This is a genomic window from Candidatus Methylopumilus planktonicus (assembly GCF_006364715.1).
GTDB lineage: Bacteria > Pseudomonadota > Gammaproteobacteria > Burkholderiales > Methylophilaceae > Methylopumilus > Methylopumilus planktonicus_A.
The window spans coordinates 609,458-636,387 of sequence record NZ_CP040984.1 but is presented as its reverse complement, the minus strand read 5'-3'; the positions used below and the strand labels follow the sequence as shown (position 1 = coordinate 636,387).

25 protein-coding genes and 1 tRNA gene are annotated in these 26,930 nt (G+C 36.2%); 12 read left to right on the top strand and 14 right to left on the bottom strand.

The window, feature by feature from the left end; all coding sequences use genetic code 11:
* Positions 1-14: 14 nt before the first annotated feature.
* Complete coding sequence (gene uvrB / locus FIT63_RS03430; RefSeq protein WP_140006574.1) at positions 15-2,054, bottom strand: excinuclease ABC subunit UvrB; 2,040 nt, start codon at positions 2,052-2,054, stop codon at positions 15-17.
* A 202-nt stretch (positions 2,055-2,256) separates the two neighbouring features.
* Here uvrB and FIT63_RS03425 point away from each other — a divergent pair, with 202 nt between their 5' ends.
* The 4 genes from FIT63_RS03425 to FIT63_RS03410 all read left to right on the top strand — a co-directional run bounded on the left by FIT63_RS03425 (position 2,257) and on the right by FIT63_RS03410 (position 5,594).
* Positions 2,257-3,195, top strand: coding sequence for a trypsin-like peptidase domain-containing protein (locus FIT63_RS03425; protein ID WP_223259947.1), 939 nt, complete (start codon positions 2,257-2,259; stop codon positions 3,193-3,195).
* Positions 3,196-3,268: 73 nt separating this feature from the next.
* Positions 3,269-4,474: a pyridoxal phosphate-dependent aminotransferase gene (locus FIT63_RS03420; protein ID WP_140006572.1), complete on the top strand. Its 1,206-nt coding sequence runs from the start codon at positions 3,269-3,271 to the stop codon at positions 4,472-4,474.
* 31 nt (positions 4,475-4,505) lie between these two features.
* A tRNA-Asn gene (locus FIT63_RS03415) sits at positions 4,506-4,581 on the top strand.
* 101 nt (positions 4,582-4,682) lie between these two features.
* The gene (locus FIT63_RS03410; RefSeq protein ID WP_140006571.1) at positions 4,683-5,594 is read left to right on the top strand and encodes a polysaccharide pyruvyl transferase family protein; all 912 of its coding nucleotides are present in this window, start codon (positions 4,683-4,685) and stop codon (positions 5,592-5,594) included.
* Positions 5,595-5,761: 167 nt separating this feature from the next.
* On the opposite strand, the gene FIT63_RS03405 is transcribed toward FIT63_RS03410, so the two are convergent.
* Both FIT63_RS03405 and FIT63_RS03400 read right to left on the bottom strand, forming a co-directional pair.
* Entirely contained in the window at positions 5,762-6,283 is a 522-nt protein-coding gene (locus tag FIT63_RS03405; RefSeq protein ID WP_140006570.1) for a glycosyl transferase family 90, read from the bottom strand.
* 401 nt (positions 6,284-6,684) lie between these two features.
* Positions 6,685-7,479, bottom strand: a complete 795-nt coding sequence (locus FIT63_RS03400; RefSeq protein WP_140006569.1) for a glycosyltransferase family 2 protein — start codon at positions 7,477-7,479, stop codon at positions 6,685-6,687.
* Positions 7,480-8,084: 605 nt separating this feature from the next.
* Here FIT63_RS03400 and FIT63_RS03395 point away from each other — a divergent pair.
* On the top strand, positions 8,085-9,557 hold the full coding sequence (locus tag FIT63_RS03395) for a malate:quinone oxidoreductase (protein WP_140006568.1): 1,473 nt from the start codon (positions 8,085-8,087) through the stop codon (positions 9,555-9,557).
* Here FIT63_RS03395 and rlmB read toward each other — a convergent pair.
* The 10 genes from rlmB to FIT63_RS03345 all read right to left on the bottom strand — a co-directional run bounded on the left by rlmB (position 9,547) and on the right by FIT63_RS03345 (position 19,276).
* The gene (rlmB, locus tag FIT63_RS03390; protein WP_140006567.1) at positions 9,547-10,293 is read right to left on the bottom strand and encodes a 23S rRNA (guanosine(2251)-2'-O)-methyltransferase RlmB; all 747 of its coding nucleotides are present in this window, start codon (positions 10,291-10,293) and stop codon (positions 9,547-9,549) included. The two genes, FIT63_RS03395 and rlmB, sit on opposite strands and share 11 nt — an antisense overlap.
* A gap of 1 nt (position 10,294) precedes the next feature.
* The gene (gene rnr, locus FIT63_RS03385) at positions 10,295-12,613 is read right to left on the bottom strand and encodes a ribonuclease R (protein ID WP_140006566.1); all 2,319 of its coding nucleotides are present in this window, start codon (positions 12,611-12,613) and stop codon (positions 10,295-10,297) included.
* A gap of 44 nt (positions 12,614-12,657) precedes the next feature.
* Positions 12,658-13,191, bottom strand: a complete 534-nt coding sequence (locus tag FIT63_RS03380; protein ID WP_140006565.1) for a hypoxanthine-guanine phosphoribosyltransferase — start codon at positions 13,189-13,191, stop codon at positions 12,658-12,660.
* Between the two features lie 16 nt (positions 13,192-13,207).
* The gene (galU, locus tag FIT63_RS03375) at positions 13,208-14,074 is read right to left on the bottom strand and encodes a UTP--glucose-1-phosphate uridylyltransferase GalU (RefSeq protein ID WP_140006564.1); all 867 of its coding nucleotides are present in this window, start codon (positions 14,072-14,074) and stop codon (positions 13,208-13,210) included.
* 85 nt (positions 14,075-14,159) lie between these two features.
* Positions 14,160-14,609, bottom strand: coding sequence for a molybdenum cofactor biosynthesis protein MoaE (locus tag FIT63_RS03370; protein WP_140006563.1), 450 nt, complete (start codon positions 14,607-14,609; stop codon positions 14,160-14,162).
* 2 nt (positions 14,610-14,611) lie between these two features.
* Positions 14,612-14,869 carry a molybdopterin converting factor subunit 1 gene (gene moaD / locus FIT63_RS03365; RefSeq protein ID WP_140006562.1) on the bottom strand — a complete coding sequence of 86 codons (258 nt, stop codon included), beginning with the start codon at positions 14,867-14,869 and terminating at the stop codon, positions 14,612-14,614.
* A complete protein-coding gene (locus tag FIT63_RS03360) occupies positions 14,859-16,040 on the bottom strand; it encodes a DNA recombination protein RmuC (RefSeq protein WP_140006561.1) in 1,182 nt (393 codons plus the stop codon). Before FIT63_RS03360 ends, moaD begins: the two co-directional genes overlap by 11 nt.
* Before the next feature lie 50 nt (positions 16,041-16,090).
* On the bottom strand, positions 16,091-16,672 hold the full coding sequence (locus FIT63_RS03355) for an IMPACT family protein (RefSeq protein ID WP_140006560.1): 582 nt from the start codon (positions 16,670-16,672) through the stop codon (positions 16,091-16,093).
* A gap of 4 nt (positions 16,673-16,676) precedes the next feature.
* Complete coding sequence (locus FIT63_RS03350) at positions 16,677-18,332, bottom strand: formate--tetrahydrofolate ligase (RefSeq protein WP_140006559.1); 1,656 nt, start codon at positions 18,330-18,332, stop codon at positions 16,677-16,679.
* An 11-nt stretch (positions 18,333-18,343) separates the two neighbouring features.
* Complete coding sequence (locus FIT63_RS03345) at positions 18,344-19,276, bottom strand: CysB family HTH-type transcriptional regulator (protein WP_140006558.1); 933 nt, start codon at positions 19,274-19,276, stop codon at positions 18,344-18,346.
* Positions 19,277-19,401: 125 nt separating this feature from the next.
* Between FIT63_RS03345 and FIT63_RS03340 the strand changes: the two genes are divergently transcribed.
* The 7 genes from FIT63_RS03340 (at position 19,402) to fdxA (ending at position 25,757) form a co-directional block, all read left to right on the top strand.
* The gene (locus FIT63_RS03340; RefSeq protein ID WP_140006557.1) at positions 19,402-20,172 is read left to right on the top strand and encodes a sulfite exporter TauE/SafE family protein; all 771 of its coding nucleotides are present in this window, start codon (positions 19,402-19,404) and stop codon (positions 20,170-20,172) included.
* 15 nt (positions 20,173-20,187) lie between these two features.
* Positions 20,188-21,837 (top strand): nitrite/sulfite reductase, encoded by a 1,650-nt coding sequence (locus FIT63_RS03335; protein ID WP_140006556.1) that lies wholly within the window; start codon positions 20,188-20,190, stop codon positions 21,835-21,837.
* Positions 21,830-22,438 (top strand): DUF934 domain-containing protein, encoded by a 609-nt coding sequence (locus FIT63_RS03330; RefSeq protein ID WP_223259946.1) that lies wholly within the window; start codon positions 21,830-21,832, stop codon positions 22,436-22,438. The genes FIT63_RS03335 and FIT63_RS03330 overlap by 8 nt, the downstream gene beginning before the upstream one ends.
* Positions 22,435-23,181, top strand: a complete 747-nt coding sequence (locus FIT63_RS03325) for a phosphoadenylyl-sulfate reductase (RefSeq protein WP_140006554.1) — start codon at positions 22,435-22,437, stop codon at positions 23,179-23,181. The genes FIT63_RS03330 and FIT63_RS03325 overlap by 4 nt, the downstream gene beginning before the upstream one ends.
* Position 23,182: 1 nt before the next feature.
* The gene (cysD, locus tag FIT63_RS03320) at positions 23,183-24,091 is read left to right on the top strand and encodes a sulfate adenylyltransferase subunit CysD (protein WP_140006553.1); all 909 of its coding nucleotides are present in this window, start codon (positions 23,183-23,185) and stop codon (positions 24,089-24,091) included.
* Between the two features lies 1 nt (position 24,092).
* Positions 24,093-25,370 (top strand): sulfate adenylyltransferase subunit 1, encoded by a 1,278-nt coding sequence (locus tag FIT63_RS03315; RefSeq protein WP_223259945.1) that lies wholly within the window; start codon positions 24,093-24,095, stop codon positions 25,368-25,370.
* Positions 25,371-25,433: 63 nt separating this feature from the next.
* Positions 25,434-25,757 (top strand): ferredoxin FdxA, encoded by a 324-nt coding sequence (gene fdxA / locus FIT63_RS03310; protein ID WP_046487949.1) that lies wholly within the window; start codon positions 25,434-25,436, stop codon positions 25,755-25,757.
* On the opposite strand, the gene FIT63_RS03305 is transcribed toward fdxA, so the two are convergent.
* Positions 25,754-26,929: a multidrug effflux MFS transporter gene (locus tag FIT63_RS03305; protein ID WP_223259944.1), complete on the bottom strand. Its 1,176-nt coding sequence runs from the start codon at positions 26,927-26,929 to the stop codon at positions 25,754-25,756. The genes fdxA and FIT63_RS03305 overlap by 4 nt on opposite strands.
* Between the last annotated feature and the right edge of the window lies 1 nt (position 26,930).

Genomic DNA, 26,930 nt, shown 5'->3' with positions numbered 1-26,930 from the left:
TAAATCAATGATTTTTAAAGGTCAATTCGGTCCTTAAGCCCTGCCCCGTAAAGCCTTTCTTTAAGAAATTTTGCCTCATCTCGAAGTTGAGCCGCTTTTTCGAAGTCTAAATTGCGAGCCGCTGTCTGCATCGTCTTTTCAATTTTTTGAATTTCTTTGGCCATCTGCTTTTCATTAAGATGGTCATAACGAGCTTCTTCTTTTTTGAGGGCTCGATTAAGGTCAGCCTCTGCCTTGTCAAAGGTGCCCTCAATGATATCTTTAATCTTTTTAATCACACCCACTGGCGTAATATTATTTTCCAGATTGAAAGCAATTTGCTTTTCGCGTCTTCGGTTGGTTTCATCAATTGCACTCTTCATACTTCTTGTGATCTTGTTACCATAGAAAATCACTTGCCCATTTAGATTTCGGGCTGCTCTTCCTGCTGTTTGAATAAGTGAACGTTCAGACCTTAAAAATCCCTCTTTATCTGCATCTAATACCGCTACTAATGACACCTCTGGGATATCTAAACCCTCTCTTAATAGATTGATACCCACTACAACGTCAAACTTACCTAACCTTAAGTCGCGAATAATTTCAACTCGTTCTACTGTATCAATATCTGAATGAAGATAACGCACCTTAATTTGATGCTCAGTTAAATAATCAGTTAAATCTTCAGCCATGCGCTTAGTTAAAGTAGTCGCCAATACTCTTTCATTTTTTTCAACACGAAGATTGATCTCGCTCAATAAATCATCCACTTGGGTATCTGCAGGTTTCACAGTAATTTCAGGGTCAATGAGTCCAGTAGGTCTTGCTACCTGTTCTACAATTTGCTCTGTATGAGCAGCCTCATAGTCTGCTGGTGTTGCAGATACAAAAATACACTGGCGCATCGTTTTTTCAAATTCTTCGAACTTTAAAGGTCGATTGTCTAGCGCTGAAGGTAATCTGAAACCATACCCCACTAAATTTTCTTTTCTTGCACGATCTCCTTTATACATGCCACCCACCTGAGGCACGGTGACATGACTTTCATCAATAATCATTAAGGCATCTTTAGGTAAATACTCAATTAAAGTTGGAGGTGGATCGCCAGGATTTCTTCCTGACAAATGTCTCGAATAATTTTCAATGCCTTTGCAGAAACCTATTTCATTTAACATCTCAATATCAAAACGAGTGCGCTGTTCAATTCTTTGTGCCTCAACTAATTTATTAGCCTTAACAAAATAATCAGAACGCTCCCTTAATTCATATTTTATTTTTTCGATAGCTCTCACTACTGTGTCTCGAGGCGTCACATAATGACTCGAGGGATACACGGTAAAATGTTTAACTTTTTTGTACATTTGTCCTGTGAGGGGATCAAAGAGCGTAATGGATTCAATGAGGTCATCAAACAAAGTCACTCTAATTGCAGTTTCTGAATTTTCAGCAGGAAATATATCAATTGTATCGCCTCTGACTCTAAAAGCACCACGTGAAAAGTCAAAATCATTTCGATCATATTGCATGGACACTAACCGCAAAATAATATTACGTTGTAATAATTTTTCACCTTGTACAAGTTGCATGACCATGCCCTGATAATCTACAGGGTCTCCAATACCGTAGATTGCGGATACTGTCGCTACAATAATACTATCGTCACGCTCAAGGAGCGCCTTAGTTGCAGATAGGCGCATCTGCTCGATATGCTCATTAATACTCGAATCTTTTTCAATAAAAAGATCTCGCGCAGGCACATAAGCTTCTGGTTGATAATAATCGTAATAAGATACAAAATATTCCACTGCATTATGTGGAAAAAACTCTCTAAATTCTGAGTAAAGTTGTGCAGCTAATGTTTTGTTAGGTGCCATAACAATGGCCGGCTTACCTATTCTTGCAATGACATTTGCGATCGTAAATGTTTTACCTGAGCCTGTAACGCCTAAAAGTGTTTGAAATTTCTTTCCATCTACAATGCCTTTTGTTAAAAGATCAATAGCCTGGGGCTGATCCCCAGCAGGAGAAAATGGTTGAAATAACTTATAGGGACTATTTGGGAATGTAAGTAACAAGATAGTGATATTCTACTTAAAAAAAGATTTAGAAAAGAAAATATGTGAAAACTAATAAGAACTTTTAATGCAGCATCCAGTCATTTAATTTTATACTTTTTAAATTCATCTTATGAACCCATTCTTTAAATTTATATCCTTTATCCTCGTCAGCGCCTTTTTCTATTCGGGAAATGCATGGTCATTAGATAAAGATCAATTAATGAGTTCATTTTTTAGCGTTGTCATGATTAGGGGTTATAACGATGCAGGAGGTCTTGCTTACGGATCAGGTGTTGTGGTGGGTGATAATCAGGTGATAACTAATTGTCATGTACTAAGAAAAACAAAACAACCTTGGGTATCTCAAGGAGAAGAAACCTACTCAGCAATAAGTGTAAAAGTAGATCATTGGCATGATTTGTGTTTAGTCACTACTTTTGGTATGACCAATAAACCAGCTTTAATAGGTAAAAGTACTGATCTGAAAAAAGGTCAAGGAGTTATTGCTATTGGGCACTCGAGTGGCGCTCCTGTGGCCTTAACTTCAGCAGGCGTTGTAAAATCGACCTACGATCTAGATCAAGGCAAAGTTATTCTAAGTACAGCCCAATTTAGAATGGGTGCCTCTGGAAGCGGCTTATTTGATACAGCAGGAAGGCTTGTCGGTATTAACACCTTTAAAACCTCCGGAAAAAATTCTTTTTACTATGCCCTCCCCATTGAATGGCTAAATGTGCTCAAAAATAAACCGACTGAAACTACCTTTCCAGTTGTCGGTAAAGCCTTATGGGAAGAGGAAGAGGATAAAAAACCACTCTTCCTTCAAATAGCAATTCCAACTATTAAAGAAGACTGGAAAAAACTATTAAATATATCTTTAGAGTGGACAAAAAAAGAAAATAATAATGCCGAAGCCTGGTTCGAGCTTGGTTTGGCAAATGAGAATCTTAATGACCTAAGCGCAGCTGAAAAAGCATATCGCCGATCAGTCTTGCTAGATGACCAAAATACAGATGCACTTTTGAGGTTGGGTTTCATTGCCAAATCTAAAGACGATAAGAAGGAAATCAAGATGATTCAAGAAAAAATTTCTAAAATCAATCCTGAGCTACTTGATTACTATTACAAGCTCGTTGGGTGCTCTAAGACTTGTGAATAGATTAAAAGTCTATTTCAACTCAACTTCTTTTTGCGTAAAATAGGGGTATACATTAATCACCCTTGGATTAAAATTGTCTTCCATCAAATTATCTGAATGTGTCGGACGTATCAAAGAATCTCCAACGCTTGCTATTACGGCAAAAGCTGCTCGCTATAAATCAGAAGGCAAGGATATTATTGGACTTGCAGCTGGTGAACCTGATTTTGATACACCCCAACATATTAAAGACGCTGCAAAAAAAGCAATCGACAATGGTTTCACTAAATACACACCAGTTTCAGGTATTCCTTCATTAAAAAAAGCAATTATTGAAAAGTTTAAGCGCGACAACAATCTCGACTACGCGCTTAACGAAGTTATCGTTAGTGTAGGCGGTAAACAATGTATTTTTAATTTTTGTCTTGCAGTTTTAAACTCTGGTGATGAAGTTATTATTCCAGCACCTTACTGGGTATCTTATGCAGATATAGCTTTAGTTTCTGATGCAAAACCGATCATAGTTGAATGTGGTATTGAACAAAAATTTAAAATGACCGCATCACAACTTGGAAAAGCAATTACACCGAAAACAAAATTGGTAATTTTAAATTCACCTTCAAATCCAACAGGGGCTGTTTATTCAAAAGAAGAATTGATATCACTTGCTGACGTTCTTATTAAACACCCTAATATTTTAATTGGCACTGATGATATGTACGAACATGTCAAATTAAAAGATATGCCCTTCTATAATATTCTAAATGTAAGCCCAGCATTAAAAGATCGATGTGTGGTTATGAATGGTATATCTAAAGCATATTCGATGACTGGCTGGCGCATAGGTTACGCAGCGGGGCCTAGTTATATTATTAAAGCCATGGAAATACTTCAATCACAATCGACTTCTAATCCTACCTCAATTTCCCAGGTTGCTGCCGAAGCTGCTCTTTCAGGAAATCAGGCCTGTATGGATCTTATGATTAAGGCCTTTAGAGAAAGACATGCTTATGTTATAAAAAGCTTTAATGAAATCCCCGGTTTATCTTGCATTGAAGCTGAAGGCGCATTCTATGCTTTCCCTGACGCAAGAAAAGCCATCGAACATTTATTTAATAAAAAGGTTTTGAAAGAAAAAACGGATCTTGCTTTGGCTGACTACTTATTAGAAAAAGAAGGTGTTGCGGTAGTGCCCGGATCTGCATTTGGTTTAAATGGTTTTTTTAGAATTTCATTTGCAACTTCTATGGAAAATCTTATCGAGGCAATGGCAAGAATAAAGCGTGCAATTTCAATCTAAAATTAAAGATTTTAAGATATAATTTCATAATTCCCCGATAGCTCAGCTGGTAGAGCAACGGACTGTTAATCCGTGTGTCCCTGGTTCGAGCCCAGGTCGGGGAGCCATTTTTTACAAAATTTATTTTTTATTTGTAATTACTACCGATTAAAAAATACTACTTCTTAAAAATTCAAAAAACTATCTTTTAAAAAAATGGAATTTAAATATGGAAGTAATACATTTCAAAGTTAAAGGTGGTAATTTTGGTGACAATTTAAACGACTATATTTGGCAACTTTTATTGCCAAATATCCAAGACCTTCCATCAAATGAAGCAATTTTAGGAATAGGAACTCTTCAAGATAAACGTATTGCATCAAATATAGAGAAAATTCATGTTTTTGGATCTGGCGCCTTAAATAGCAACCCTAAAGATTGGCTAAAAAGACATAATTTTGAATTTCATTTTGTTCGGGGCCCATTAACAGCCAAACAATGGGGATGCAGCGAAAAATCATTAATAGATGGTGCTGCATTAATGCTTCATACTAATTTAAAAAATATCGCTTTAAGAAAAAGTAAGAAAATTGGATATATTCCACATCATACATCAGACCAGCAAGCTGATTACAATACTATATCTAGTTATGCAAATATGGAATATATTTCAACAAGAGGGTTTGAAATTGAGAAATTCATTTCACAAGTCAAGTCTTGTGACTTTATAATTACCGAGGCTCTCCATGGAGCAATCATTGCAGACTTATTCAGAAAACCATGGCTTCCAGTCTCAAGTGGTTATCACATATATTCATTCAAATGGGATGACTGGTGCAAATCTATTGATGTAAATTACTCTCCACAATACACAGATCGAATTATAACTAGAGGAATAAAGCCGATAGTACGTTTTGAAAATATATTTAAACGAAGTCTTTCTTTCATGAATATTGGAAAAGAGCGGTGGGAATCAAAAAGAATTTTATACGACAAGAAAGAAAAAGAGAGATTAATCGCTGAACAACTTGTTAAAATTAAAAACAATGGGAATTGGATTCTTTCTAATGACAAAAAAATAGATGAATTAGTTAATAGGTCAGGGGAAATTTTTTTTGACTTCAAAAGAAAGATATCGTAACAAAATCTAAAAGTAAATTAACTTATCTTTTCTCAAGAAAGCTAGGTTGTTAGAGCTACTAACAGTTGATCTTTTTCTTACTTTACATAAGTCTGCCTTGCAAATTAATACATACCATCTTAAAAGTCTTTTTCTGAAATACATAAGGAGATTGCCCATACGAAAAATTATAATTGATGGGACTTTTTACCATATTTAAATAAGACATATTTAGCAATTTCAAATTGCAGGTCAGGATTTTCGAATAATTTTGCATGTGCATTTGCATTCGCAATAATTTTTTTAGCTTTATCTGGATGCTTTATATAATATTCAAATAATTTCTTTATATTTGAAAAATCCTTGTTTATTTCAACATAGTGAACACCTGGTTTCAAAAGACCCTCCATAAACCAAGACTCATATTTAGGTCTTTGCATAAAACATAATGAGTTAGAACTTAATATCCATCTAAGATTTGAAGCAATATCATTTCCCTCCACAGAAAAAATAAACTTATATTTAAAGTGATCTTTAATAGACATCCAGGGCTTTGAGTAAATACTTCTAAATCTGCCAGTACATCCAACATCACAAAAATCTAAACTTGCTGTAGCAGCTAAAAAATCTTTTCTCCATTTTTTATAGGCAGCACCCCTCCATACTATCTTTGATATTTTTTCGTCATAACAAAAATTGTCAATATGCATTTTAAAATGCCTCCGCCTATTTAATGGTAATAGCACACAATTTTTATTTCTTACATCAATAAGCCTATTTTTAACCAAGGTAGGTGTATTCGGTAGCTTATGAAAATCAGATAAATCGTAGTGAAATTTAAATGAAGTGGGGAAGTTTATGAGTAGGTTATAAAAATCATAAAACCTTGCAGAATTATTCTTAAGCTTAGAAGCATCAGAAAGTATTATCCCATTTTTAATAATGAAACTTGATTTGATTTTGTTGTAATAATTAATCTGGCTTGAGTAAAGTTTAGCAAATTCTATACTATGTTGAAAATAGGGAAGCAAACCAAATTTTAGTTGAATTCGACTAAAAAATAAAAAACTAATATGGGAGAAAATCTTCAAGGAAACTCATCTTCATCTTTTTATGGTTGATTATAATAACTCTTAAGTTCTATTGCTTTTATATATTTATAGAAAGTTGTTTCCATATTCATAAAAGCAATAATTAATCCGATTTTGCCGTCAAGAAATCCAAATCTTAAAAAATAGGTTTTAAAAAATGCCCAGAAAGAATGACAAAAAGCTGAAGCAAGGGTTATTTTTTTTTCTGTATATATCAAATCTCTCGCTGATGCAGAAGAGTATCTATGGATTTTGTCTGTAACATCGTCTAAATTTCTATAACTATAATGTAGTAAGGGACCATTAATTTTATTTAAAAAACCTTCAAAAATAACTTTCTCATGAACCTGATCATTAGTAAAAGCTGATCCTTTTTTTGGAAATAGCCTTATTACATAATCATCTTGCCAACCACTATATTTTACTTGCTGATTACAAAAAAAATTAATCCTTTCGATATAAAAAGCTAAGCCCATAGGATTCAATCTCACAACTCTCTTAATTTCCTTAGCAAGACTTTTTGAAACAACTTCGTCGGAATCTATAGATAAAATCCACTGGTTTTTGGCGAGCGAAAGTGCCTTATTTTTTTGGGCACCAAAACCTGGCCAATTCAACGATTTTTTGACTACGGAGTTAAATGACTTACAAATTTTGACGGTACGATCGCTGCTGTTTGAATCAATTACTATTATTTCATTTGCCCAAGTAACAGATTCCAAGGTTTTTTTTATCGAATGCTCGGAATTCTTAGTGATTATAATTACCGAAATTGGTACATGTTTTTTGATGTTTTTATAATTTTTTTTAGGCATAATAATTACGTAAATTTAAGCCCTTCATTTTTTAATTTTTAAATAGGTAAATAGTAATTCAATCATTCAGGTAAGATCTAAGCTCGCCAAATCTTCTTTATTGTCTTTATATCTTTTAAACATATTTTAATTTACGTTTTTTTAGCATAGCTGCAGTTATAAAATTTTGGTTTTCTAACCACAAGAATTAGAGAATATAAGTTTTACGTTACAGTTTATATATACTAATCAGAAAATCAACATTGCATGTAACAAAAAGGTGCAAAATTGGATTTTAGTTCTATAAACTTTATTAGGTGGCATTTATTAGCAGGCTCGAAATTGTGGAGAGATAAGCCTATCTCGATTTCTTTTTTTAAGCATCTAATTAAAATATTTGTATTATATCGACCCAGTTGTCGAACAAAAATCTTATAGGAATTTACCTAATTTTCATTATAAGCTTTATAGGTTTTCAACCTCTTTAGGTTAATCTTACATTACAAATAATACATCTTTACCTAAAAAATCTCATAAAATATTGCTGACCCTATTTGGCTTAGATTTTTGTATAATGTTTGGTATCCTTCCGAATTTTTAAAAATTGCCATTATTCTTGAGTATTTATGAAAAAAACTGATTGCATTCTTATTGGTGGTGGAATTATGAGCATAACTCTTGCCAAGTTACTGCAAGAAATTGACTCAAGTATCAACGTCACAATCTATGAAAAACTTTCTTCTTGTGCTCTAGAGAGTACACAATCGATTAATAATGCTGGAACAGGGCATGCTGGCTTTTGCGAGTTAAACTATACTAATTTTGACAATCATAATGAAGTTAATATAGATAAAGCACGAAAAATTAATGGGGAATTTGAAGTTTCACTTCAATTTTGGAGTTTTTTAGCAAGAAAGTATAAGAGCTTTAAGCCAAAATCATTTATTACCCAAGTCCCCCACATAAGCTTTGTCAAAGGTGATAAGAATATATCTTTTTTAAAGAAAAGATATGAAGCTTTAACTAAAACTCTTCCGTTCAAGGAGATGCAATTCTCTAGAAGAAGAGAAACCATTAAACAGTGGGCTCCCCTCGTAGCCGAAGACTTTAAAGATAATATTGCAATGACAAGGGTTGATCTCGGAAGTGATATTGACTTTGAATCGCTTAGCGTGCAAATGCTAAAGATTTTGTCAACAAGTAAAAATTTTTCTCTTCATACTCATCATGAAGTTAAAGCCATGTCTCAAAAAAATGATAAAACCTGGGATATAAAAATCTATAACTCAAAAAACAAAGCAACAATTTTGATTAATGCCAATTTTATTTTTATCGGTGCTGGTGGGTCATCAATCCAACTTCTTCAAAAAAGTAATATTAAAAATCAAATCGGCTATGCATGCTTTCCCATCAATGGTGAATGGTTGATATGCAAGAAATCATCTATTACAAAAAAACACTTTTCTAAGGTTTATGGCTTAGCAGGCCCTAAAGCACCTCCAATGTCAGCGCCTCATTTAGACTTAAGGATTATTAATGGTAAAAGACAGCTTATGTTTGGTCCATTCGCAAGCTTCACATTTAAATTTTTGAAAACGGGCTCGTATTTGGATTTATTGAAATCAATTCGTATCCACAATATTTTGCCAATGTTACATGTATTTATTTGCAATCTAAATCTTCTAATTTATCTAATTAAGGAGTCTGCTAGTTCATACAAAGATAAAATGAATGCATTGAAAGAGTTTTATCCTTTAGCTAACGAAAAAGATTGGAAGCTTGCATCAGCTGGAAAGAGAGTTCAGATCATCAAGCCTTATAAAAAAATTGGCGGTAAATTAGAATTTGGAACAGAGGTAGTTTGGTCAGACGACTCATCTCTAGCCGCCCTTTTAGGCGCCTCTCCGGGAGCCTCAACATCTGTTTATTCAATGTTAAATGTGATTGAAAAAAGCTTTAAGGGAAGTATAAACTCTAAAGTTTGGAAGAATAAAATTGAAAAGATGGTGCCATCATACAATCAAGATTTAAGTAAGCAGCCATCTTTGTTCAATAAAACTCGACGATCTACTTATAAAACACTTGGATTTAAGATTTAAAACGTTGTCGTCTAATTTCTGACAATACAATCCCGCTTGCAACACTCACATTTAGACTTTCCACAGCGCCTAGCATAGGTATTTTAATTAATAAGTCACACACATCGCGAGTGAGTCTCCTTAAGCCACTTCCTTCTGAGCCTAAAACGACAGCAATGGGGCCGCTTAAAGTTGATTGATAAAGTGATTCAGCGCCATCTTCCGCTGTTCCTACCACAAGCACACCTTGCTCTTTGAGTTGACGTATGGTTCTCGCTAGATTGGTTACCACAATGAAGGGTAGTGATTCAGCTGCGCCTGAAGCGACCTTTCTCACAGTCGCATTTAATCCCACTGCTCGATCTTTCGGGGCTATAACAGCATGCACGCCCATACCATCTGCAACACGCAAACATGCGCCTAAATTATGAGGGTCTTCTACGCCATCTAGTATTAGGAAAAATGCGGGTTCTTTAAGATCGCCCTCTAGAATATCCTCAACCGTCTTATAAGGAATTACTAAAGGGATAATTTTAGCTACTACACCCTGATGTTTTGCTTGCGAAGCAATGCCATCTAATCTTGCACGATCAACCATAAGTATTCGAATATTATTTTCTTTAGCCAACTCAACAATTTCTTTAGCTCTTGGATCATTACGATCACTGTCCAAATAAATCTCTTGTATGCTTCTTGAAGACTGCCTTAAGTGACTGATAATAGGATGAAAACCAAAAATAATCTGACTTTGAGACATATTATTTTGCTCTTGTCTTCTTTTTACTTCTCGGTTGTCCAGATAACTTTGACCCACTTTTATGCTTGGCAGAATGAACTTTCTTTTTATGCGCGGCTTTCTCTTTAAAGAAATTTTTTGGTTTTCTATCTTTTAATGGGGACTTTTGAACTTCTTGATGACTTTCAAGGCTAAAGTCAATTTTGCTAAGTTCCAAATCGACGCGAACTAATTTTACTTTTAATCGATCTCCCAACCGATAAACGACATGAGATCTTTCTCCGACCATGGCATGCCTTGCTTTGTCATAAGTAAAATAATCGTTACCTAATTCTGTGACATGCAACAAACCTTCAATATAAATGCCATCAATCGACACAAATAAACCAAAACTTGTTACACCTGCAACAGTGCCTTCGTATATCTCTCCAATTTTATCTTGCATGTAATAACACTTAAGCCATGATGAAACATCACGCGTAGCATCATCAGCTCTTCTTTCTGTCATTGAACAATGTTGGCCAAAAGCATGCCAATTTGAAGCAGGCATTGTCTTTTTTTGTAAAGTAGCTTTAATGGCACGATGAATTAAAAGGTCAGGATATCGACGTATCGGAGAAGTAAAATGTGCATAGGCTTCATAAGCTAAACCAAAGTGGCCATTATTATCTGGGCTATATACAGCCTGTTGCATCGACCTTAATAAAACTGTTTGTAATAAATGTTCGTCTGGCCGGCCTTTAATTTTTTCAATTAACGCAGCATAATCTTTAATTGATGGCTTACTACCACCAGTTAACATAAATCCAAATTCAGCCAAAAATATTTGTAAATTTTCTAAGCGCTCTTCGGTTGGGCCTTCGTGAGTTCTATAAAGCGCTGGATGTTCATGTTCAATTAAGAAATTAGCTGCACATACATTTGCAGCTAACATGCACTCCTCAATAAGACGATGTGCTTCATTTCGAATCACAGGCTCAATACGATCAATTTTTCCTTGATCATTAAAAATCATAATGGTTTCAGAGGAGTCAAATTCAATGGCACCTCTTATATGCCTTTGCTTGGTAAGTATTCTATACACCGACTCAAGATTTTTAATGTGTGGAATAATAGATTTATATTTTTCTGTCAGCTCAGGTGATGTCTCTTTCAGTAATGTACTTACATCCGTATAAGTCATACGAGCTTTTGACTCCATAACCGACGGATAAAATTTATAAGAAATAACTTTTCCATGGTCATCAATGATCATGTCACAAACCATACATAATCGATCGACATGCGGATTAAGTGAGCATAGGCCATTTGATAAAGCTTCAGGCAACATTGGAATGACTCTTCTTGGAAAATAAACTGAATTGCCTCTATCAAAAGCTTCTTTGTCTAAAGTATTATCGGGTTGCACATAAAAACTTACATCAGCAATAGCAACAATTAAACGCCAATTTTTATTGATACTTTCCGCATAGACTGCATCATCAAAATCTCTTGCAGTTTCTCCATCAATAGTAATAAGAGGTAAATCACGCAAATCGATTCTTCCCTTAAAATCTTTTTCTAATACTTTTTTAGAAAAAGATTCCGCAATGCGAACTGTCTCTTCTGAAAAATTGTAAGGAAGTTGATGTTTTCTTAAGGCAATCTCAATTTCCATACCGCTATCTGCATAATTACCAAGAATTTGAACTACCTTGCCCATAGGCCTAGATTTGAATGAAGGTTGAGCAGTAATTTCAATGACAACAATTTGCCCAGGTTTGGCTCCCATATCAAGATGATAAGGAATGAGAAAGTCTTGATTAATTCTCTTATCTTCAGCTGCAACGATCGTAACGCCCTGCCCTTGAACCACCCTCCCCACTAAAGTTTCATTCTTTCTTTCAAGAATCTCAATCACTTTACCTTCAGGACGACCTTTTCTATCTTGTCCTATGGTTTGAACCATCACGCGATCGTTATGAAGGACTTGCATCATTTCTCTAGAAGACAAGAAAATATCATCGCCTCCTTGGTCTGGAATAAGGAAGCCAAATCCATCTGCATGGCCTTGTATGCGTCCTGGAATAAGATTTAACTTTTCAGAAATACAAAAATCGTCTTTTCGATTTCGCATAATCTGGCCTTGTCTTTCCATGGCTCTAATACGCTTATTAAATGCTTCGGATTCGTCATCAGCAATTTCAAGTAATTCATTCAGCTTTGAAATTGAAAGAGGAACGCCCTGATCAGCCATGATCTTTAATATTAATTCTCGACTAGGGAGAGGTTTTTCATAAAACATAGCCTCACGTTCTTTTTGAGGATCATCTTGTCTTATAGATTTATTTTTTTTACTCATATGTGTGTCATTGTGACATTAAATTAAGAAAACATAAGATGCTTTTAATCCAAAGCATACAAATGTGGAAGATTTCGACCCAAACCCTTGCAATCTAAGCCGTATCCGAATACAAAACGATTAGGCACTTTAAGGCCTATAAAATTTGGAGAGTAAGATTTTTCTTTTGCTATCTCTTTATCAAATAACACAGCGGTATAGACAGCCTTAGCTTTCATTGCTTCGCATGTAGCAACAATTTCTCTAAGTGTAATGCCTTGATCCAAGATATCGTCAAGAATCAAAACCGTCTTCCCTTCAATATCTATTGGCGGCTTTACAAGCCAATGAATTGGACCGCCAGTCAAAGAGGCTGCATAACGCGTTGCATGAATGTAGCTATATTGAACATTCTTTTCTAGCCGAGGTAAAAGTTGTCCTGCAAAAATTAATGCGCCATTCATTACACATAAAACATAAAGATCATCAGTTTTAATTGTTTGATTGGCTTGATCTGCAATATTCTGAATTACTGTTTTTATTTCAATTTCTGAATAGATGACAGAAGATTTACGAATTAATGCTTGAATGGTATCCATCAACGAATAAACTGCATCATGATGCTGATTTTAGAAATTCTGTGAATTCTTTTCCGATTTCTGGATGTTTTTTTGAAAATTCAATATTGGCTTTTATGAAACCCAATTTGTCACCGCAATCATAACGCTTACCTTCAAATAAATATGCGAAGATAGCTTGCTGACCAAGCAACATTTGTATAGCGTCAGTGAGCTGGATCTCTCCACCCTTCCCAGGTTTAATTTTTTCTAAACAATCAAAAATTTCCGGATTAAATACATAGCGACCAATGACGCCTAAAGTGGATGGGGCATCTATTGGCTGAGGTTTTTCTACAATTGAATTAATTTTAAATAAATTATTTTTAGAGTCTCCAACATCGACGATGCCATATTGCACCGTTTTTTCTTTCGGGATGTCTTCAATGGCAATGACTGATGATTGTTCTTTTTGATGCTGCAAGATTAATTGTTTTAAAACTGGCGTATGAGCATCAGTTAAATCGTCAGCCAATAAAACAGCGAATGGCTCATCATTAATAATTGTTTTTGCTTGAAGAACGGCATGACCTAAACCTAAAGGTTCTGATTGCCTGGTATAGATACATTTCACATGAGAAGGAATAATGGATCGAATAGACTCCAATAAAAGGTTTTTATTGGATGCAATAAGGCTAGCTTCAAGCTCAACATTCTTATCAAAATGATCTTCAATAGATCTTTTGTTGCGACCAGTCACAAAAATAAGCTCAGTAATGCCTGATTGAATTGCCTCTTCGACTGCATATTGAATTAAAGGTTTATCCACAATAGGAAGCATCTCTTTTGGGTTAGCCTTTGTTGCAGGTAAAAAGCGCGTACCGAGACCTGCTACTGGGAATACAGCTTTTTTAATCGCTTTCATAGGAATAACATCACTTTCATAGGCTTTTATTTTTTAATATTTAACTTTAAATTTTATGCATAAGTAGCTGTATTAATTATAAAATTTAATTCCACTTATTCTTCTCTTCATCATCTAACTTTTTAGCCTCCACCCAGTATGATTTTTGGTTGGTAATCTCTTTTTTCCAAAAAGGGGCATCCGTTTTTAGAAAATCGATAATAAAATGACAGGCCTCAAACGCCTCTTTTCGGTGTTTTGAAAATACAATAATACCAACAATAGGCTCACCTACTTTCAATTTGCCATATCGATGCACAATATAAACATCATCTAAATTCCATCGTTGAGATGCTAATAATTCAATATCTAATAATGCTTTTTCAGTCATACCAGGATAGTGCTCCAATTCAAGCACGTCCAACTTATCTTGCTCAAGGTCAAAATCTCTCACATAACCTTCAAAGGTAACTGAAGCACCACTATTATGTAGTTTTTTTAGTTTTTGGGCGATGGTGTATAAATCAAATAAGCCTTCTTGAATATGCACTGTCATAATCAACCACCTGTGATAGGTGGGAAAAAGGCAACTTCATCATTGGCTCTAATCGCGTGACCATCTTCTACTATTTCCTGATTGACTGCCATTCTGATTGAAGAAACCTCACTAAAGGTAGTATGCCAAACACTACCCCTACTTTTTAAAAAATCTACTAAGTCAGCGACTGTTTCAATACTGCTCACGAGATCTATTTCTTCTCGATCAACACCAAGCGCTTCTCTCACTTTTGCAAAATAAAATAACTTAACTCTCATCTTTATTTTGCTCTTCTTGTTTTGCAAGCATTTCTTCTTCGAATTCTAATAGCGCATTCGGATCATCTTTCAATTCCACGCGTTCAATTTGAGAAAAGCGTCTAGATATTTTTTGACTTGTGACATGAACATCTTGAGCGTGCTCATGAGCCTGCCTGATGTTGTCAGCTAATTTTTTCATACGCATATCAAATCGCTCAAATTCCTGCCCAAGTCTTCCAAGCTCCGCTTTAATGATATGGACTTGTTTACGCGTTTCAACATCCTTTAATACAGCTCTTGCAGTATTCAGCACAGCCATAAGTGTTGTAGGGGACACAAGCCATACTCTTTGACTCATTGCCTCCTCTATCAAATCAGAATGGTAAGCATGGATCTCCGCAAAAACGGCCTCAGCAGGAATAAACATGACCGCGCCATCGGACGTCTCATTAGAAATAATATATTTACTCGCTATATCATGAATATGTTTTTTGATATCAAGCTTAAACTGCTTTTGCGCATTTTTAATTTCATCTGGCGGTAAGCTGGTATCCAGCATTCTTCTATAGCTTTCCAATGGAAATTTAGAATCAATTGCAACACTGCCTGTTGGTTCAGGTAAAAATAGAACGCAATCCGCTCGATTGCCATTCGATAATGTATGTTGCAATGAAAATGCGTCGGGTGGTAACGCATTGCGAACAAGACCTTCAAGCTGCACTTCACCAAATGCCCCTCTAGATTTTTTATCGCCAAGCAACTCCTGAAAACTCACAATATTGCTGGTGAGGCCATCGATCTTTTTTTGCGCCTCATCAATCGTAGAGAGTTGTTTCATCACGCGATCGAATGTATCGTTAGTTTTTTTAAAGCCCTCTTCCAAACTTTCTTTAACCTTGCTATCAATATCTTGTAACCTCATATTAAGCAAATTTTTCAATTGGTTGGTGGCGTTATCCATGGTGTCACGAATAATTTCTCCTTGTATCTTTCCTTGTTCTGAAAGTGTCACGTTAAGACGATCGGTCAACTTATTTAAACTATCGTTCAAACCTACAATCATTTCCCGATGTTTTTCTTCAAGCGCCTTTAATGTCCCCGCTTCAGGAGATTGGTTTTGAAAGCGCCATAACAAATAGGCAGCTAGACCACACAAGAGAACGAGAAGAATCAGAATTAAATTAAGCATACATCGATTATAACGGATGTTTTTTTAAGGTTTTTATATGATTAGCCATATTAAAAATCATGTATTTCTGTCATCGGAAAACGCGCTTTTAATTTACCGAATTCTCCTTCAGGAAGCCTTATCGAAAGACTTACTTTTTCATCAAAAACTTTATCTAAAATACTTCCATTCATTGAATAAATTACATGAGTATAATTATCTAAATCATTGTAATTTATAGTTAATTTAAATTTAATATATTCTACATATGGCTCGATGACGGAATGAGCTAAAGCAAGCTTTCCTGTACCACCATAAGCTCTTGTGAGGCCACCTGTGCCTAAATTAATGCCGCCATAATAACGAATTACGCCAATTCCTCCACTCACAATTTGGTGAGCATCGATCAACTGCAATAGAGGTTTACCAGCTGTGCCTGAGGGCTCCCCCGCATCAGAATAATAAGGCTCAAATCCATGGTCTGTTTTGAGTTGGTAAGCGAAAGCTAAGTGACTTCCATGGGGATGTTCTTTAGCGATGGATTGTAGGGTACGCAAAATATCATGTTTTGTTTCACCTATGAAGGTATATCCAATAAACCTAGACTTTTGAATCGTTTGTTCTTGTGTTGCAGTACTTTTAAAACAATTCATTCCCTCAATTCAATCCTTCGATAAGACCTTGTGCATTTACAGTTATATTTTCACTTGCGGGGACTTTAGGAAGGCCTGGGATCGTCATAAGATCCCCACAGATCGCCACTACAAAACCAGCACCTCTTGATAGTCTTAATTCTCTTATCATGAGCGTATGATTTTCAGGTGCACCATGTGCCTTAGGATCGCTTGAAAACGAAAAAGGCGTCTTAGCAATGCAGACAGGAAAGTTTGAATAGTTTTTTTCAAGCAATAATAGTTTTTGTAAGGCGCTTTCAGAAAACTCAACTTCTTTTGCACGATATAATTTTAAAGCGATTGTAGTAATTTTTTCTTTTAAACTTAAATGATCTTCATATAAAAATTTACAAGATTTAGGTTTTGCTAATTTTTCTAAAACAGCATTAGCTAAATCCTTAGCCCCTATAGCGCCATCCGACCAATGCGAACAAAGGATTGCTTTAAATCCTAACTTATCTATTGCGCTCTGAAGCCATGTCATTTCTTTTTCTGTATCAGAATTAAATTTATTGATTGAAACTACGACATCAAGTCCAAAATGTTGTGAGCAATTTTCGATATGACGCTTTAAGTTATTAAACCCAAGTTCGAGTGCTTTTAAGTTTTCATGATTTAATTCAGGAACGCTGATACCACCATGAAATTTGAGTGCACGAATGGTCGCGACTAAGACAATAATGTCAGGCTTGATACCCGACTGTCTACATTTGATATCAATGAATTTTTCAGCGCCTAGGTCTGCACCAAAGCCTGCTTCTGTCACCACATAATCAGCTAACTTCAATGCCGTTTTTGTGGCGATGACTGAATTACATCCATGCGCAATGTTAGCAAATGGACCGCCATGAATAAAAGCTGGTGTCCCATGCAATGTTTGAACCAGATTAGGTTGAAAAGCATCTTTCAATAAGGCTATCATTGCGCCTTCTGCTTTTAAGTCCTTTGCACAAACAGATACGCCATCTTTTCTTTTTGCAACTTCAATCTCTCCTAGTCGATATTGAAGATCTTCTAATGACTCTGCTAAACAAAGAATGGCCATTACTTCACTTGCACTTGTAATATCGAACCCTGTATCTCGATGATTTTGCCCAAGCTTTAATTCGACATGTCTTAAAGCACGGTCATTCATATCAAGGCATCGCTTAAAAGAAATTTGGTTAGTATCAATATTGAGTGCATTGCCGTGATGTATATGATTGTCAATCAAAGCTGCTAAAAGATTATTAGCAGATGTAATAGCATGAAAGTCGCCTGTGAAATGTAAATTTATATTATCCATAGGTGCCACTTGCGCATAACCGCCGCCTGTTGCACCCCCTTTCATTCCAAAGACAGGGCCTAAAGAAGGTTCGCGAAGACACGCGACTGATTTTTTACCAATTAAAAAAAGTGCATCAGCCAAACCAATCGTGGTGGTTGTTTTTCCTTCGCCGGCAGGAGTAGGACTCATGGCAGAAACTAGAATTAATTTAGCTGTCTTGGGTTCTTTTAAGGTGTTTATGAAAGAAGGTTTTAATTTAGCTTGATACGGGCCATAGAAATTTAAGTCGTCTGTTTTGATATCAAGTGACTTGACTATTTCATTAATCGACTTTAATGATGCTGCTTGATTAATTTCTCCATCAGATTTCATAAAGCCTCCAATTAAATATTTTCCTGATCTAACATAAGTTTCTTAACGATCTGTTTTGGATATTCTGGTATAAACATTTCAATAAAATCATACATGAAACCTCTTAAAAATACATCGCGCCTTATACCTAGATAGGTTGTACTTGTAGGAAATAAATGACTCACATCAATACTTACTAGACCCTGGTCTCTTTTGGGGTCGTATGCCATTTGCGCAATTAATCCTACGCCTAAACCCAGGTTTACATAAGTTTTAATCACGTCAGCATCAATCGCTGTTAGAACAATGTTGGGCGTCAAGCCCGCATCGTGAAAAACTTTTGACACAATCGTGCTACCTGTAAAAGCATAGTCATAAGTAATAATGGGATAAGTGGCAAGCTTAGCGAGCGTCACTGTTTTTTCTTTAGCAAGCGGGTGTTTTGCTGGCATCACTAAACAACGATTCCATGTATAGCAGGGCAAACAAAATAATTTATCATTATGACTTATGGACTCGGTCGCAATACCAATATCAGCCTCACCTTTCACAACCTGATTAGTGACTTGTGTCGGGTTTCCTTGGTGGATATTAAGTTTAACATCAGGATATTTACTCATAAAAGCTTGTACTACATTTGGAAGCTTATATCGGGCTTGCGTATGCGTTGTTGCTATAGTTAACACACCGAGGCTTGATTGACTGAATTCTTCGCTAACTTGTTTGATGCTTTTGATTTCTCGTATGACTTCATTGATACGCTGGTAAACATGTTGCCCAGGTTCGCTAAGGCCTACTAAACGCTTTCCATGTCTTAAGAAAATATGGAGTCCCACTTCCTCTTCTAAGAGTTGGATTTGTTTGCTAACACCTGGTTGAGATGTATGCAGAGCTTCTGCGGCTTTAGAGATGCTAAAACCATTTTTGACCACCTCATGAATACAGCGCAACTGTTGGAGCTTCATGTCTTATTCCAATATAACTAAAAGGTATAACGGTAGAATATTATATTATTAATTAATAATATCAAAATTTGCTATATTCACGTTCACTTTAGCACCAAAAAGTTAATTTTTGATAGGGAGTTGTCATGGATATTGGGTTTATATTATCAGGATTTATAGTAGGTCTTCTTGTTGGATTAACAGGCGTTGGCGGTGGTTCATTAATGACGCCTATCCTTGTTTTATTTTTCCATATTAAACCAGCGCTTGCTGTAGGAACTGATCTTCTTTATGCATCAGTGACTAAATCTGTTGGTATTTTTGCCCATGGCAAATTGGGCAATATTGACTGGAAAATTGTCAAAAGGCTCATGTTTGGCAGTATCCCTGCATCAATTTTAACAACGTTCTATTTAAAACAGATTGATATAACATCCACAGGGGCTGTCGATATCATCAAATTTTATCTGGGTATCGCCTTATTGCTCACTTCTATCGCTGTGATCTTTAGGCCTTATCTTATTGAAAGATCAAAAGTCACCCTTTTAAAATCAGATAATGCCATCGCAATCGCAACTATTCTCTTAGGTTTAGTCCTAGGTGGCATGGTAACCCTAACTTCAGTAGGTGCAGGCGCACTTGGTGTCACAGCTTTATTACTGATCTACCCTAAAATAGGCATTACAAAAATTGTTGGAACTGATATAGCGCATGCGGTACCATTGACACTTGTTGCAGGTCTTGGCCATGTCAGTTTAGGCACCGTCGATTACTCTCTTCTAGGTGTGCTTTTGATCGGCTCAATTCCAGGTATTTATATTGGTAGTCATTTAAGTTCTAGAGTCAGCGAACAAACTGTCCGCTATGTATTGGCTTTAATCTTAATCTATGTTGGCCAGAAACTTATTTTTCATTAATCGTCAAAAAAAATTATGTATCAATACGATAATATCGATCAAACCATAGTCAATGAACGCGTTGCGCAATTCCGCGATCAGACATCACGCTACTTAAGCGGCAAGCTTACCGATGATGAATTTAGACCACTTCGTTTGCAAAATGGCCTTTATATTCAACGTCACGCACCTATGCTTCGTATTGCTGTTCCTTATGGTCTTTTGTCATCAAAACAATTACGTAAGTTAGCAGACATTTCAGATCGTTTTGATCGTGGGTATGGTCATTTTAGTACGAGACAAAATCTACAACTCAATTGGCCCAAGTTGGAAGAGACACCTGATATTTTAGAAGAGCTTTCTAAAGTTGAAATGCATGCCATTCAAACATCAGGTAATTGTATTCGTAACATTACGACTGACCAATTTGCAGGTGTGGCTCCTGATGAAATTATTGATCCAAGAGCGATTGCTGAAATCTTAAGGCAATGGAGCACGTTCCATCCTGAGTTCTCGCTCCTACCTCGTAAATTTAAAATTGCAGTATCAGGAAGCCTTCAAGATCGTGCGATTGTTCAAGCCCACGATATTGGCCTTGAATTTTATTATGATAAAGATCAAAAGATGGCCATTCGTGTATGGGTGGGTGGAGGCCTAGGAAGAACGCCTATTCTTGGATCTATTATCCGTGAACATCTCGAGTGGGAGCATGTACTTACTTATTGCGAAGCTATTATTCGCGTTTATAACCTTCATGGACGTCGTGACAACATCTATAAAGCACGCATTAAAATTTTAGCGAAAGCTTTAGGTATTGAAGAGTTTAAAAAACAAGTGGAAGCGGAATGGCATCATTTGAAAAATTCACCAAACACAATTAATGAAGCTGAATTAAAACGCGTTGCAAAATTTTTCACAGCCATGCCTTATGAAGAATTGAACGATCAAGATGCTACCTTTAATGAGGCTATTAAAAATAATAAAGCTTTTGCATCTTGGGCAAAACGCTCTGTCCATCTTCATAAACAAAAAGGTTATCGTGCAATTACTTTGTCACTCAAACCTCATGGATTAGCCCCAGGTGACGCCACATCAGCACAAATGAGAATCGTGGCTGAACTTGCAGATCTCTATAGTTTTGGCGAGCTTCGGGTATCGCACGAACAAAATCTGATCTTAGCGGATGTTAAATTACAAGATATTTTTAAAGTTTGGGAAAAAGCAAAAGCCCATCAATTAGCAACGCCCAATGTTGGTCTTTTAACAGACATTATCTGCTGCCCTGGCGGTGACTTTTGTTCACTTGCTAATGCCAAAAGTATTCCGATAGCAACGTCCATTCAAGAAGCTTTTGATAATCTCGATTACCTTCATGATATTGGAGAGCTAGAGCTTAATATTTCAGGCTGTATGAACGCATGCGGTCACCATCATGTTGGCCATATCGGCGTATTAGGTGTCGATAAAGATGGTTCTGAATGGTATCAAGTCACTATAGGTGGCAAACAAGGCAATGATGCAAGCTTAGGTTCCGTGATAGGTCCCTCTTTTGCTGCAGAAGAAATGCCAGGTGTTGTTAAAAAACTGATTGATGTTTACATCAAACATCGTAATCCTGAAGAAAGATTTATTGATACGGTAAGACGCTTAGGTGTGAATCCTTTTAAAGAGCATGTGTATGCTTAATTCTCAGCTTATTCTCAATCAGTCCCTTGTAGAAGACGAATGGATATTTGTAGCACTTCCAAGTGGTAATGAAGAAGTAAAAAAACAAGCCGGTAAAGTTGTTTTATTCAAATTAACTGGTGAATCACTTCCTACCGACTTGCAAATTAACGAAACAGTCATTCCGCAAACTGGAAAAATTATTTTGCCATTAAGTGTGTACTTAAAAAATCATGATGCATTGCAGGCACGAGTTAAAAATAATGAAATTGCTTTGTGGGTGGCGACACATGAAACTTTAGATACGTTATTAGCTCTAGAAAAAGACATTAATATATTTCCGCTCATTGCTGTATATGTGGAACGATTTCAAGATGGTCGTATATTTACATTAGGTAACTTACTTCGCACACGGTATCAATTTAAAAATACATTAAGAGCTTTTGGTGATGTCCTTCAAGACCAATTGTTTTACCTAAAGCGTTCAGGATTTGATAGTTATCTCATTAAAACTGGAAAAGATGCCAATGAGGCATTAAAAGCACTTCAGTCTTTCAGTGATCCATATCAAGGCGCAGTGGATGTGAAAGAGCCTGTCTGGAAAAGGATAGTGCGTTCATGAGTATCCAACCTATAAAGCTTAATAAAAAGCATATCGATACAATCGATATCAATGATGCACTTAGCAAAACGATTGAGGGAAAATCACAAAAAGTCACTTCACTGATTCAAAAGAATATTAAAGAACTACATTCTGTTGCTTTCGCAAATAGCTTAGGCGCAGAAGATATGGTACTTGTTGATCTCATCCGAAAAAATAAACTGAATGTTGAGATATTTTCGATTGATACCGGAAGACTCCCTTCTGAAACATACAATTTGATTCAAGAGGTAGAAAATAAGTATCAATTTAAAATTAAAATTTATTTCCCTAACCAAGAAAAAGTGGAAAGCTATATCAATGTTCATGGCATTAATGCTTTTTACAATTCACTCGATTTAAGAAAATCTTGCTGTGGTATTCGAAAAGTTGAACCCTTAAATCGCGCTTTAAAAGATAAAAAAGCATGGATTACAGGTATGAGACAAGAGCAATCACAAACACGATTGACATTAAAAGAAGAAGAGTTTGATGAAGCCCATCAATCTCAAAAGTTAAATCCATTAAGCTCTTGGAGTGAACTTGAAATTTGGGCTTATATCAAAATGAATGATGTGCCCTATAACGCACTTCATGATCAGTTTTATCCAAGCATTGGCTGCGCTCCTTGCACGCGAGCAATCTCTGAAGGAGAAGATGTCAGAGCTGGGCGCTGGTGGTGGGAAGATCCTCAAAATAAAGAATGTGGACTGCACGTAAAATAATATGACAAAATTCTCAAATCTAACGCATCTCGACTGGCTAGAATCTGAAGCGATTCATATCTTGCGAGAAGTCGCTGGCCAATGCAGTAACCCAGTATTACTTTTCTCAGGCGGCAAGGACTCACTCTGTTTATTAAGGTTGGCAGAAAAGGCATTTAGACCAGGTCGCTTTCCTTTTCCGCTGCTTCATATTGATACGGGACATAACTATGACGAAGTCATTCAATTTAGAGACCTTCGTGCGAAAGAACTCAATGAAAGATTAATTGTGCGCTCTCTTGAAGATTCCATGAAACGTGGCACGATAGTTTTAAAGACACCCGATGAACCTCGCAATAAACATCAATCAGTGACACTTCTTGAAGCTATTGCTGAATTTGAATTTGATTGTTGTATTGGTGGTGCAAGACGTGATGAAGAAAAAGCACGTGCTAAAGAACGTATCATGAGCTTCAGAGATGAATTTGGTCAGTGGGATCCGAAGAACCAAAGACCTGAGTTATGGAATCTTTTTAACGCTCGTGTTCATAAGGGTGAAAATATTCGTGCCTTCCCTATTTCCAATTGGACTGAGATGGATGTTTGGCAATATATTGAACGAGAAAATTTAGGTTTACCTAGTATCTACTTCGCACATAAACGTCGCATAGTGAGACGTGGTGGTGCCATTGTGCCTATTACATCGCTCACACCTAAAAGAGATAATGAGGTTGTTGAAGAAATTATGGTGCGCTATAGAACGGTAGGTGATATTACATGCACAGCCCCAGTTAAAAGTGTGGCAGATAGTGTGGAAAAAATTATTATTGAAACTGCAAGTACCACAATCACAGAGCGTGGCGCGACAAGATTAGATGATCAAACATCAGATGCGTCTATGGAACAACGTAAAAAAGAAGGTTACTTCTAAAATGTCACAAGAAAATATTCAAGATAGTTTATTACGTTTTATGACATGCGGCAGTGTCGATGATGGAAAGAGTACGCTCATTGGTCGTCTTCTTTTTGATACCAAAACAATTCTTACAGATACACTCACCCAAATTGAAAAAACCTCTAAAAAAAGAGGTATGACAGCCGTTGATTTATCTTTGATTACTGATGGACTTCAAGCGGAACGTGAGCAAGGTATTACGATCGATGTTGCATATAGATACTTTAGTACTGGTACACGTAAATATATTATTGCAGATGCTCCAGGGCATGAACAATACACTCGCAATATGGTGACTGCAGCATCTACCGCCCATTTAGCGATTATCCTAATCGACGCTAGAAAAGGTGTTTTAACTCAAACAAGACGTCATTCCTTTTTAGCTAAACTTGTTGGCATTCCTCATATCGTTGTAGCAATTAACAAAATGGATTTAATCGATTACGATGAAAGCAAATACAAAGCGATTTGTGAAAGTTATAAAGCATTCGCAAAAGAAATTAAATTATCAGAAAATCGTACAATCGAATTTGTACCCATGTCAGCACTTAATGGGGACATGATTGTAGATCGCGGCGAATCTATAAAATGGTACAAAGGCCCCACACTGCTCGATATCTTAGAAAAAACAACTGCAGATTATGCAGGAAAAGATAAAGACTTTAGATTCCCCGTGCAATTCGTTTGCCGTCCTCATGCTTCTGATGATCATAATCTTCATGACTATAGAGGATTTATGGGTCGCATTGAGTCTGGATCCATTTCTGTTGGGGATGAAATTACAGTCCTACCTTCTCAATACAAATCAAAAATAAAATCAATTCAATTGGGTGATACAGAACTTAAAAAAGCGATCTCGGAACAGTCCGTGACTATTCTTCTAGAAGATGAAATTGATATTTCACGTGGAGACATGATTATCAAGTCAGATGATGCTATAGAGCCTACAAAGAGTATTAATGCAATGGTATGTTGGTTATCAGAGACGCCCATGGCATCATCAAGAACTTATTTGATTCGCCATACATCTCGCGAATCAAAAGCTAAATTAGACAAGATCGATTTTAAAGTAAATATCGAAACATTGACTCATGAATCTATTTCAAATCTAAGTATGAATGATATTGCTCAAGTAACATTTAAATTGGCACAGCCTATTATGGCCGACCCCTATCAAAATAACCGATCTACTGGTGCTTTTATCATTATTGATGAATCCACTTACCATACGGTAGGCGCCGGCATGATTGCATAATTATTGGATCAAGAAAAAAAATAGATTAAAATAACGCTATATTCAAGAAATTAAAGGACTGATATGACTTATGTTGTAACCGAAAATTGTATTAAATGTAAATATACCGACTGTGTTGACGTTTGCCCTGTTGATTGTTTTGTTGAAGGTCCTAATTTCCTAGCAATTAATCCTGACGAATGTATTGACTGCACTCTATGCGTAGCCGAGTGCCCTGCTGAAGCTATATTTGCAGAAGATGATGTACCAGCAGATCAACAGGACTTCATTAAGATCAATGCAGATATGTCAAAAATATGGCCAGTGATCTCCTCAAGAAAAGACCCGCTTCCTGAAGCAGACTCTTTTAATGGAAAACCAAATAAAAGAAGTTTGTTAGATAATTAACTTAATGATTTTGTTTGAGAAATTATCAAAACACTAATAATAGAATATCCCAGCATACCAATAGATAGTCCAAGAGGTGAAAACCAAAGAAAAGGTACTACCAAACCCGCAGAAACTGTAGAAAGTAACATCTGAATAAAAGCTTGCCCTGATGACGCAGTCCCCCTAATCTTTTCGAAACGGTCAAGTGCTGCAATAGACAGAACAGGCATAACTAGAGACATGCCAATGTTATAAAGAGCTACAAAACCAATATTAATTAATAGATTTGTTTCAAAAAAAGCGCAAAAAAGTACATTAAGAAAAGCTATCAAACCCATCCAAATGTAGGAAATTTGAATTGTTTTTTTATGAGATAATTTTCCGGCCGCTTTCTTTGATAAGTAAGAGCCCAAAATCATACCCGATACAGTAGGTATAAAAAGATAAGCGAATTGTGTTGAACTAAGGCCTAAGTGATCAACAATAAATATCGGACTTGATAAAACATACAAAAAGAATCCTGAGAAATTTGCGCCTAATGCAAGCACAAGAAGTAAAAATTCTTTATCTGAAAAAATAGTTTTATATCGATGTGTCACTGCTGGGAAAGAGAAAGAAACACGATTCAATTGAGGCATTGTTTCAGGTAAATATTTAATTGCAGCAATTAATGAAATAGATGCATAGATTGCTAAGAATATAAAAATACTATGCCAATGAATGCCTAATAGAAGTCCACCAATCATAGGTGCTACTGCAGGCGCAATACCAAATAACATTTGTATAGTTGCCATAACGCGTTGGGCTTCGGGACCTTGAAATAAATCGCGTACCATGGCTCGCGCTACCACATTACCTGCTCCCCCACCTACACCTTGTAAAATTCGACCTAGCCATAACATTTCAACACTATTGGCAAATGCAGCTGTGAGGGAACCTAGTATAAAAATACCTAAGCCGATTTTAATGGTATCAATGCGACCAATCGCATCAGAGATTGCACCATGAAATAAAGTCATTAATGCATAGGGTAGCAAATAAAAAGTAAGACTTTGCTGAATAGCGTGAGGGGTTGTTTCTAAGTCATTTGTCATAACATGAAATGCAGGTAAATAAGTATCGATCGCAAATGGCGCCAATGCGGCCAAGCTTGCCAATACAAATACACGCACCATATGAGATGAGTTCATA